This is a genomic window from Kitasatospora sp. NPDC057518, assembly GCF_042802075.1.
In the GTDB taxonomy this organism is placed as follows: Bacteria; Actinomycetota; Actinomycetes; order Streptomycetales; family Streptomycetaceae; genus Kitasatospora.
This window is the reverse complement of record NZ_JBHVEU010000313.1, coordinates 1-10,518: the sequence shown is the minus strand read 5'-3', so window position 1 is coordinate 10,518 and position 10,518 is coordinate 1. Positions and strand designations below refer to the sequence as shown.

The 10,518-nt window shown below is 73.1% G+C and carries 6 protein-coding genes; 2 read left to right on the top strand and 4 right to left on the bottom strand.

The window, feature by feature from the left end:
- Positions 1 to 39 precede the first annotated feature (39 nt).
- Positions 40 to 2,685, bottom strand: coding sequence for an aconitate hydratase AcnA (gene acnA, locus ACFU7Z_RS27385; protein ID WP_049648977.1), 2,646 nt, complete (start codon positions 2,683 to 2,685; stop codon positions 40 to 42).
- Between the two features lie 621 nt (positions 2,686 to 3,306).
- On the opposite strand from acnA, the gene ACFU7Z_RS27380 reads away from it, so the two are divergent.
- Positions 3,307 to 3,840: a superoxide dismutase family protein gene (locus tag ACFU7Z_RS27380; RefSeq protein WP_375877230.1), complete on the top strand. Its 534-nt coding sequence runs from the start codon at positions 3,307 to 3,309 to the stop codon at positions 3,838 to 3,840.
- A 53-nt stretch (positions 3,841 to 3,893) separates the two neighbouring features.
- Here the strand turns inward: ACFU7Z_RS27380 and argF are convergent, their stop codons facing one another.
- The 3 genes from argF to ACFU7Z_RS27365 form a co-directional block, all read right to left on the bottom strand.
- On the bottom strand, positions 3,894 to 4,895 hold the full coding sequence (argF, locus tag ACFU7Z_RS27375; protein WP_380780292.1) for an ornithine carbamoyltransferase: 1,002 nt from the start codon (positions 4,893 to 4,895) through the stop codon (positions 3,894 to 3,896).
- Positions 4,896 to 5,069: 174 nt separating this feature from the next.
- Positions 5,070 to 7,766, bottom strand: coding sequence for a polynucleotide kinase-phosphatase (locus tag ACFU7Z_RS27370; protein WP_380780290.1), 2,697 nt, complete (start codon positions 7,764 to 7,766; stop codon positions 5,070 to 5,072).
- On the bottom strand, positions 7,763 to 9,346 hold the full coding sequence (locus tag ACFU7Z_RS27365; RefSeq protein ID WP_380780288.1) for a 3' terminal RNA ribose 2'-O-methyltransferase Hen1: 1,584 nt from the start codon (positions 9,344 to 9,346) through the stop codon (positions 7,763 to 7,765). Before ACFU7Z_RS27365 ends, ACFU7Z_RS27370 begins: the two co-directional genes overlap by 4 nt.
- Before the next feature lie 141 nt (positions 9,347 to 9,487).
- On the opposite strand from ACFU7Z_RS27365, the gene dapD reads away from it, so the two are divergent.
- Positions 9,488 to 10,492, top strand: a complete 1,005-nt coding sequence (gene dapD, locus ACFU7Z_RS27360; protein ID WP_049648981.1) for a 2,3,4,5-tetrahydropyridine-2,6-dicarboxylate N-succinyltransferase — start codon at positions 9,488 to 9,490, stop codon at positions 10,490 to 10,492.
- The last annotated feature ends 26 nt before the right edge of the window (positions 10,493 to 10,518 follow it).

Genomic DNA, 10,518 nt, shown 5'->3' with positions numbered 1-10,518 from the left:
GACCGCGGGATGCGGTCCGGCCTCCTCAGAGGCTCATGCTCAGCCGATCAGCGAGCGCAGCACGTACTGCAGGATGCCGCCGTTGCGGTAGTAGTCCGCCTCACCGGGGGTGTCGATGCGGACGACCGCGTCGAACTCCTTGTCACCGGCCTTGACCTTGACGGTCTTCGGGGTGCGGCCCTCGTTGAGCTCGGTCACACCGGTGAAGGAGAAGGTCTCCTCGCCGGTCAGGCCGAGGGACTCGGCGTTCTCGCCCTCCGGGAACTGCAGCGGCAGGACGCCCATGCCGATCAGGTTCGAGCGGTGGATGCGCTCGTACGACTCGGCGATGACGGCCTTGACGCCCAGCAGCGCGGTGCCCTTGGCGGCCCAGTCGCGGGACGAACCGGAGCCGTACTCCTTGCCGGCCAGGACGACCAGCGGGACGCCGGCGGCCTGGTAGTTCTGCGAGGCGTCGTAGATGAACGACACCGGCGCGTCGGCCTGGGTGAAGTCGCGGGTGTAGCCGCCCTCGGTGCCCGGCGCGATCTGGTTGCGCAGGCGGATGTTGGCGAAGGTGCCGCGGATCATCACCTCGTGGTTGCCACGACGGGAACCGTAGGAGTTGAAGTCGCGCTTCTCGACACCGTTGGCGGTCAGGTACTGCGCCGCCGGGGTGCCCGGCTTGATGTTGCCGGCCGGGGAGATGTGGTCGGTGGTGACCGAGTCGCCCAGCTTGGCCAGGACGCGGGCGCCGGCGATGTCGGTCACCGGGCTCGGGGTCTTGGCCATGCCCTCGAAGTACGGGGGCTTGCGGACGTAGGTGGACTCGGCGTCCCACTCGAAGGTGTTGCCGGTCGGGACCGGGAGCGACTGCCAGCGGTGGTCGCCGGCGAAGACGTCCTGGTAGCCCTTGTCGAACATGGCCTCGTCGATGGAGCCGGCGACGGTGTCGGCGACCTCCTGCTCCGACGGCCAGATGTCGGCGAGGAACACGTCGTTGCCGTCGGCGTCCTGGCCCAGGGCGTCCCGGGTGATGTCGATGTTCATGTTGCCGGCGAGGGCGTAGGCGACCACCAGCGGCGGGGAGGCCAGGTAGTTCATCTTGACGTCCGGGTTGATCCGGCCCTCGAAGTTGCGGTTGCCGGAGAGCACCGAGACGACCGCGAGGTCGGCCTCGTTGACGGCGGCCGAGACCTCCTCGGGCAGCGGGCCCGAGTTGCCGATGCAGGTGACGCAGCCGTAGCCGACCAGGTTGAAGCCCAGCTTCTCCATGTACGGGAGCAGGCCGGCCTTCTCGTAGTAGTCCATGACGACCTTGGAGCCCGGCGCCAGGGTGGTCTTGACCCAGGGCTTGACGTGCAGGCCCTTCTCCACGGCCTTCTTCGCCAGCAGGGCGGCGCCCAGCATGACGGAGGGGTTGGAGGTGTTGGTGCAGGAGGTGATCGAGGCGATCACGACCGCGCCGTTGTCGATCTCGTAGGACGAGCCGTCGGGGGCGGTGACGGCGGTCGGCTTCGAGGCCTCGGCGGAGTAGGTCGGCAGCGCCTCGGCGAACCGCTCGGCGGCCTCGGCCAGGATCACGCGGTCCTGCGGGCGCTTCGGGCCGGAGATCGACGGGACGACGGTGGAGACGTCCAGCTCGAGGTACTCGGAGTAGACCGGCTCGTGCGACGGGTTGTGCCAGAGACCCTGCTCCTTGGCGTACGCCTCGACCAGGGCGAGCTGCTGCTCGTCGCGGCCGGTGAGCTTCAGGTAGTTGATGGTCTCGGCGTCGATCGGGAAGATCGCGCAGGTCGAGCCGAACTCCGGCGACATGTTGCCGATGGTGGCGCGGTTGGCCAGCGGGATGGAGCCGATGCCGTCGCCGTAGAACTCGACGAACTTGCCGACCACACCGTGCTTGCGCAGCATCTCGGTGATGGTGAGCACCAGGTCGGTGGCGGTGGTGCCGGCCGGCAGCTCGCCGGTCAGCTTGAAGCCGACGACGCGCGGGATCAGCATGGAGACCGGCTGGCCGAGCATCGCGGCCTCGGCCTCGATGCCGCCGACGCCCCAGCCCAGCACGCCCAGGCCGTTGACCATGGTGGTGTGCGAGTCGGTGCCGACGCAGGTGTCCGGGTAGGCCTGGCCGCCGCGGACCATGACGGTGCGGGCCAGGTGCTCGATGTTCACCTGGTGGACGATGCCGGTGCCCGGCGGGACGACCTTGAACTCGTCGAAGGCGGTCTGGCCCCAGCGCAGGAACTGGTAGCGCTCCTTGTTGCGGCCGTACTCGATCTCGACGTTCTGGGTGAACGCGTCCTTGGTGCCGAACTTGTCGGCGATGACCGAGTGGTCGATGACCAGCTCGGCCGGGGCCAGCGGGTTGATCTTGGCCGGGTCGCCGCCCAGCTCCTTGACGGCCTCACGCATGGTGGCGAGGTCGACCACGCACGGCACACCGGTGAAGTCCTGCATGATCACGCGGGCCGGGGTGAACTGGATCTCCTGGCTCGGCTGGGCGTTCTCGTCCCAGTTGCCGAGGGCGCGGATGTGGTCGGCGGTGATGTTCGCGCCGTCCTCCGTGCGGAGCAGGTTCTCCAGCAGCACCTTGAGGCTGTACGGCAGCCGAGCGGAACCCTCGACGGCGGAGAGCTTGAAGATCTCGTACGACTCGTCGCCCACCTGCAGCGAGCTGCGGGCGTCGAAGCTGTTCGCGGACACGACTGACTCCTTCTGGGTGCTTCGTGCGGTATCCGGCCGTCACGCGGTGGTAAGGTCAGCCTTACTTAGGCTTGCCTTGCCCGCATCGCCGGCGAGCGCCTCTCGGCAAGTATCTTGATGTCGAGATATATCCTAGGCGGCAGTTATCTCGATGTCGAGATAAACCATAGTGCATGCCTCGGCACACCGATCGTCCGGGCCGCACCGCTCGCGCTCCGGCCTCTTCAGCCGGACCGCACCGGCCACGACGGCGGCCGCCGCCAGCGGCACCACCACTAGCTCACCACCGGAACCGCCGGTCGGCGAGGGGGCGGCGTCGGCCGGCGGGGCCGTCCGCACTCTTTCCCCTCTGTTCGCGCCCGGTTCGCCCCTGGCCCCCGTTCACCCCCACGCCCGGGCCCGGGCGGGTGTGGCGGCTCGCCCGCACGGGGTCCGGTGCGGGGTCCGGTGCGGGGTCTGGTGCGGGGTCTGGTGCGGGGTCCGGCGCGGGGTCCGGTGCGGGGTCCGGCGCGGGCCGTCCGCCTGACGTGCCGGGGTCCCGGGAGCCCGGGGCGGTGTCCTCCGGGCCGGGGCGCCGTTAGCAGGGGGACCCCCGTCGCCCGCCCCCGGAAGGCCCGACCGATGACCGCTCCGCTCGCCGCCGCCCTGCTGCCGCTGGCCCTGCTCGCCCCCGCCGCCTCACCGGTCTCGGTCGTCGAGGCCGACTTCGACCCGGCCACCGCCTTCGTCCCCCCGGCGGCGATCAGCTACGCGAGCGACCTGGTGCCGTACGGCGCCCACGTCCGGGTCGTCACCGACCGCTCGGTACCCGGGCGGACGGTGCTCACCCTGAAGGCCTCCGGACTCGCCCCCGACCACGAGTTCCCCGCACACCTGCACACCGGCCGCTGCGGGGCCGACCCGGCCTCCTCGGGGCCGCACTACCAGGACGAGGTCGACCCGGTGCAGCCGTCCACCGACCCGGCGTACGCCAACGAGCGCAACGAGCTGCGGCTGGCGCTGCGCACCGACGGGCGGGGCCGGGGCAGCGCCACCACCGTGGTGGGCTGGCAGCCGCGACCGGGCGAGGCGCGCTCGCTGGTGCTGCACGCGGGCACCCCGGCCGGCCCGCACGCGGCGGGCGACCGGGTGGCCTGCGTGAGGCTGGACGGCTGAGCCGCGCGGCCGCCGGGGCGGGCCCCAGGAGCGGGCACCCAGGAGCCGGTGCTTCAGGAGCCGAGGGTGGCGACCAGCACCGCCTTGATGGTGTGCAGCCGGTTCTCGGCCTGGTCGAACACGATGGAGTGGGCCGACTCGAACAGCTCGTCGGTGCACTCCAGCTCGGTCATGCCGGTCGCCTCGTGCATCTGCCGCCCGACCGCCGTGCCGAGGTCGTGGAAGGCCGGCAGGCAGTGCAGGAACTTCACGTCCGGGTTGCCGGTGGCCCGGACGGTGTCCATGGAGACCTGGTACGGCTTGAGCAGCTCGATCCGCTCGGCCCAGACCTCCTTGGGCTCGCCCATCGAGACCCAGACGTCGGTGTAGAGGAAGTCGGCGCCGGCCACGCCCTCGGCCACGTCCTCGGTCAGGGTGATCCGGGCGCCGGTCGTCCCGGCCAGGGCCTTCGCCGACTCCTGCACCTCCTCGGTCGGCCAGAGCGCGCGCGGGGCGACGATCCGGATGTCCATGCCGAGCAGGGCGCCGGTGATCAGCAGCGAGTTGCCCATGTTGGAGCGGGCGTCGCCGAGGTAGGCGAGCGCGACCTCCGGCAGCGGCTTGGCGGTGTGCTCGGTGATGGTGAGCACGTCGGCCAGCATCTGGGTGGGGTGCCACTCGTCGGTCAGGCCGTTCCAGACCGGGACGCCGGCGAACTCGGCCAGCTCCTCGACGATCTCCTGGCCGTGGCCGCGGTACTCGATGCCGTCGAACATCCGGCCGAGCACCCGGGCGGTGTCCTTGACGGACTCCTTGTGGCCGATCTGCGAGCCCGCCGGGTCCAGGTAGGTGGTGGTGGCGCCCTGGTCGTGGGCGGCGACCTCGAAGGCGCAGCGGGTGCGGGTGGAGGTCTTCTCGAAGATCAGCGCGATGTTCTTGCCGCGCAGCCGGGGCTGCTCGGTGCCCGCGTACTTCGCCGCCTTGAGCGTGGCGGCGAGGTCCACCAGGAAGCGGAACTCCTGGGGCGTGAAGTCGAGCTCCTTGAGGAAGTGCCTGTTCCGGAGGTTGAAGGCCATGCCGGGCTCCTGGGGTGACGGACTGACGGACTGCGGAAAGCGGCAAGTCTATACGATACTCGGAATTTATATACGGAGGCTGGGCGGAGGAGGGAGCCCACGGGGGCTCCGTCGGTTCCGTGGGCTCCCCTCCTCGTGGGCTCCGTGGGCTCCCCTCCTCCGCCTCCGCCGCCGTCACAGCCGCGGGTCGACCGGCTCCGACTCCAGCGCGAGCACCGCGAAGACCGGCTCGTGCACCCGCCACAGCGGTTCCCCCGCCGCCAGCCGGTCCAGCGCCTCCAGGCCCAGCGCGTACTCGCGCAGCGCCAGCGAGCACTTGTGGCCCAGCGCGCGCAGGCGCAGCCGGTCGAGGTGCTCGGTGTAGTCCGGGCCGTAGACGATCCGCAGGTACTCCCGGCCGCGCACCTTCACCCCGGGCTGCACCAGGCCGCCCGGTCGGCCCTTGCCGCGCGCCGTGCGCACCGGCGAGACCAGCGGCTTGACCACCATGCCCTCGCCGCCCGCCTCGGTCAGCTCCTCCCACCAGGCGGTGGCGGCGGCCATCGAGGCCTCGTCCTCGGTGTCCACCAGGATCCGACGGGTGCGCTGGAGCAGGGGCCCCTCGCGGCGCTCCGGCTCCTCCGGGCCGGTCCCCTCGGCCGGGCCGGCGGTGTCGGTCCCGTCGGCCTCGTCGGTCTCGTCGGCGGCGGCCAGGCGGTCGATCCAGGCCAGGTGTTCGTCGTGCGGGCGCACCGCGAGGTTCGCCCCCTCGGCCGCGAGCAGCTGGAACGGCGCGAGCCGGATGCCCGACAGGCCCTCGGTCGGCCAGCAGTAGCGCCGGTACGCCTCGGTGAACGCCCGCGCGTCGGCCGCGCGCCGCCGCTGGCGGTCGGTCAGCCGGGCCAGGTCCAGGCCGCGCCCGGCCGCCCGCTCCAGCGCGGACAGCACCTCCGGCAGGGCGGCGCCCGCCGCCGCGCCGACCGCCGCGTACTGGCGGCGCAGCAGCTCCACCGCCTTCAGCGACCAGGGCATCAGCTCGGCGTCCAGCAGCAGCCAGTCGGTGGCCAGCTCCTCGAACAGCCCGGCGCGCTCGGCGGCCGCCCGGACCCGGTCGAGCACGGCGCCGGTCAGCTCCTCGTCGGCGAGGAAGGCGCGGCCGGTCCGGGTCCAGATCGCGCCGGGGCCGGCCACGCCGAAGCGGCGCTCCAGCGCGGCCCCGTCCCGGGCCACCAGCAGCACCGCGCGGGAGCCCATGTGCTTCTCCTCGCAGACCAGGTGCCGCACGCCGTCCGCCCGGTAGCCGAGGAAGGCCTCCTCCGGGTGCTCCAGGTAGCCGTCCCGGCGGGACGTGGCGCTCGGTGCCATGGTCGGCGGCAGGTAGGCGAGCAGCCGCGGGTCCAGCGCGAAGCGGCTCATCACCTCCAGCGCGGCGGCCGCGTTCTCCTCCCGGACGGCCACCCGCCCGTGCAGCCCGGTCTCGACGGTCCGGCGCCCGGCCACGTCGCCGAGGTCCAGCGGACGGCCCTCGCGGGCGCCCGGCGCGTCGGTGATCAGCGGGCGCACCGGGGCGTACCACTCGCGCTCGGCCTCGACGCCCACCAGCTCGCGCTCCGGGTAGCGCAGCGCGGTCAGGCTGCCGCCGAAGACGCAGCCGGTGTCCAGGCAGACGGTGTTGTTGACGAAGCTCGCGGCCGGCACCGGGGTGTGGCCGTAGACCACCAGCGCCCGGCCCCGGTACTCCTCCGCCCACGGGTAGCGCACCGGCAGGCCGTACTCGTCGGTCTCGCCGGTGGTCTCCCCGTACAGCGCGTGCGAGCGGACCCGGCCGGAGTTGCGGCCGTGGTACCGCTCCGGCAGGCCTGCGTGGCAGACCACCAGGGCGCCGCCGTCCAGCAGGTAGTGGCTGACCAGGCCGCGCATGAACGCGCGGACCTCGGCCCGGAACTCCTCGGTCTCCCCCGCCAGCTGGTCCAGCGACTCCTGGAGGCCGTAGGCGACGTTGACCTTCTTGCCGTCCATCGCCCGGCCGAGCTTGTTCTCGTGGTTGCCCGGCACGCAGAGCGCGTGGCCGGCCGCCACCATGCCCATCACCAGGCGCAGCACGCCCGGGGTGTCGGGGCCGCGGTCGACCAGGTCGCCGACGAAGACGGCGGTGCGGCCCGCCGGGTGCGCGGCGTCCACCGGGCGGCCCCCGGCGTCCCGGGTCAGGGTGTAGCCGAGCCGGGTCAGCAGGGTCTCCAGCTCGGAGCGGCAGCCGTGGATGTCGCCGACGATGTCGAACGGGCCGGTGAGGTGGCGCAGGTCGTTGTAGCGCTTCTCCAGCTCGATCCCGGCGGCCGCCACCTCGGCCTCGCCGCGCAGGACGTGCACCTTGCGGAAGCCCTCGCGCTCCAGCCCCCGGAGGGAGCGGCGCAGCTCCCGGTGCTGGCGGGGGACCACATGGGCCGGCAGCTGCCGGTCCGGGCGGGAGCGGTTGCGCTCGGCGCACACCCCCGGCGGGACGTCCAGGACGATCGCGATCGGCAGCACGTCGTGCTCGCGGGCGATCTCGACCAGCCGGCGGCGGGCCTCGGGCTGGACGTTGGTGGCGTCCACGACGGTCAGCCGGCCGGCCGCCAGGCGCTTGCCGACGATGTAGTACAGGACGTCGAAGGCCTCGGCGGAGGCGGACTGGTCGTTCTCGTCGTCGGCGACCAGGCCGCGGCAGAAGTCGGAGGAGACCACCTGGGTGGGCAGGAAGTGGCGGCGGGCGAAGGTGGACTTGCCCGCGCCGCTGGTGCCGACCAGGACGACGAGGGAGACGTCGGTGACGGGGAGGCGGCGGGGGGCGGTGCTCTCCGCGCGGTCCTGGTCCCGGCTCTCGCCGGGGGTGTCGGTCGGGTCATCGGTCATCGGGGCTCGCCTCCTTCGGGCGTCGCGGTCGTGATGGGCACGGTGGTCGCGGTGGGTGCCGGGGTCGTGGTGGATCCCGGGGTCGTGGTGGTCACGGGCGTCGGCGTCGTGGTGAACAGGGCCAGCTGGGTCGGGGCGCCGACCTCCTCGTCCTCCGGGCCGACCGGGCGCAGCTCCACGGTGTAGCCGTACGCGGCCGCGACCTTCCCGGCCCAGGCCCGGAACTCGGCCCGGGACCACTCGAAGCGGTGGTCGGCGTGCCGGACGGCGCCCGCCGGCAGGCTCTCCCAGCGGACGTTGTACTCCGCGTTCGGCGTGGTGACCACGACCGCCCTCGGCCGGGCGGCGCCGAACACCGCGTACTCCAGCGCGGGCAGCCGCGGCAGGTCCAGGTGCTCGATCACCTCGCACAGCACCGCCGCGTCGAAGCCCTTGAGCCGGGCGTCGGTGTAGGTGAGCGCTCCCTGCGCCAGCGTCACCCGGGCCGCCTGACGCTCCGGCATCCGCTCCAGGCCCAGCCTGCGGCCCGCCGACCGCAGCGCCCGGGCGGAGACGTCCACGCCGAGGATTCCGGTGAACCGGGCGTCCTTGAGCAGTTCGCCGATCAACTCGCCCTGGCCGCAGCCGAGATCGGCGACGCGGGCGGCACCGGTCTCGCGCAGCGCGGCGAGGATCGCGGTGCGGCGCTGCTCGGCGAGCGAGGGCTGCCGGGGCTCCGGATCGTCCCGCACCTCCTCCTCGGACCGGTCGTCGACCGCGTTGTCGATCTCCTCGACCTCGCGGTCGTCGGCCTCCGCCAGCCGGGCCAGCTCCAGGCGCTCCATCGCGGCGCGGGTCAGCGACCAGCGCCGGGCCAGGTAGCGGCGGGTGATCAGGGCGCGCTCGGGGTGGGCCGCCAGCCAGCCCTGACCGGCCGCGAGCAGCTTGTCCACCTCGTCCGGGGCGACCCAGTAGTGCTTGGCGCCGTCCAGCACCGGCAGCAGCACGTACAGCTGCTGGAGCGCGTCGGCGAGCCGGACCGTCCCGGAGGAGAGCGCGATCCGGACGTAGCGGGACTCGCCCCACTCGGGGAACGACTCGTCCAGCGGGACCGCCGTCGCCTCGACCTGCCAGCCCAGCGGCTCGAACAGCCGGACCACCAGGGCCGGGCCGCCGCCCCCGCCCGCACCGTTCGCGGGCACGGCGGGCAGCTCGATCCGCAGCGGGCGGGCCCGCCCGGGCAGTTCGGGCCGGGCCGGGCAGTCGCCCTTCATCGCGGACCGGAACACCGTCCGCAGCGCCACCGCGAGCAGCGAGGAGGCGGCGTACGGGCGGTCGTTGACGTACTGGGCGAGCGCGAAGTCGGGCGAGCCGCCGCGCCCCCTGCCGTCGCCCCGGCCCTTGCGGACCAGCGCGATCGGGTCGACGTCCAGCAGCAGCGCCGCCGTGCAGACCTCGTCCCCCGCCTCGGGGTAGAAGACGTGGGCCTCACCGTGCGACGTGGTGAACCGCTGGACCTTGTCGGGGTGCTTGTGCAGCAGGAACCCGAGGTCCGTGGCCGGGTCCTCGGCGCTGCCGGTGGTGGAGATCGACATGAACACCCGCTGAAGTATTGCCCAGCGCCCGAACGCCGGGCACCGGGTTTTCCCGCCCCGCGGGCCGCCGACCGGCGCGTTCGCCGGGCGCGTCCGCCCGGTGGGCGTGTTCGGCACCGGGGCCCCGCATTGGTTAACGTGCACGGTGTGACTGCTGAATCCACCTCGCTCGAATCCACCTCCCCGGCGAACGGCGCCGTGGCCACCGGTCTGGCCACCATCGCCGCCGACGGCACCGTCCTCGACACCTGGTTCCCCGCCCCCGTGCTGGCCGCCGAGCCCGGCCCGGCCGGCACCGTCCGTCTGACCGCCGAGCAGGCCGAGGCCGAGCTCGGCGCCGGCGCGGCCGAGGCGCTGCGCGTCGACGCCCGCCGCGGCGTCGAGGTGGTCGCCGTGCGCACCACCATCGCCTCGCTGGACGAGAAGCCGCTCGACACCCACGACGTGTACCTGCGCCTGCACCTGCTCAGCCACCGCCTGGTCAAGCCGCACGGCCAGAACCTGGACGGCGTCTTCGGCCTGCTGGCCAACGTCGCCTGGACCAGCATCGGCCCCGTCCCGGTGGACAAGGTCGAGCAGGCCCGGCTCGCCGTGCGCGCCCAGGGCGGCCAGCTGGCCGTCTACGGGATCGACAAGTTCCCGCGGATGACCGACTACGTCGCCCCGACCGGTGTGCGCATCGCCCACGCCGACCGCGTCCGGCTCGGCGCCCACCTGGCCGTCGGCACCACCGTGATGCACGAGGGCTTCGTCAACTTCAACGCCGGCACGCTGGGCACCTCCATGGTCGAGGGCCGGATCAGCGCGGGCGTCGTCGTCGGCGACCACAGCGACATCGGCGGCGGCGCCTCGATCATGGGCACCCTGTCCGGCGGCGGCAAGCAGGTCGTCTCGGTCGGCGAGCGCTGCCTGCTCGGCGCCAACGCGGGCATCGGCATCTCGCTCGGCAGCGACTGCGTGGTCGAGGCCGGCCTGTACGTGACCGCCGGCACCCGGGTCACCACCCCGGACGGCACGGTGGCCAAGGCCGTCGAGCTGTCCGGCCAGGACAACCTGCTGTTCCGTCGCAACTCGCAGAGCGGCGCGGTCGAGGTCATCGCCCGCTCCGGCTCCTGGGGCGGCCTGAACGCCGACCTGCACGCCCACAACTGACCTTCGGTCGGAGGTCGTTGGGGTCC

Excerpts from the sequence above, each read along its gene's own strand:
- ACFU7Z_RS27380 (WP_375877230.1), top strand. The coding sequence starts at position 3,307 with ATGACCGCTCCGCTCGCCGCCGCCCTGCTGCCGCTGGCCCTGCTCGCC.
- ACFU7Z_RS27370 (WP_380780290.1), bottom strand. The coding sequence starts at position 7,766 with ATGACCGATGACCCGACCGACACCCCCGGCGAGAGCCGGGACCAGGAC.
- argF (WP_380780292.1), bottom strand. The coding sequence starts at position 4,895 with ATGGCCTTCAACCTCCGGAACAGGCACTTCCTCAAGGAGCTCGACTTC.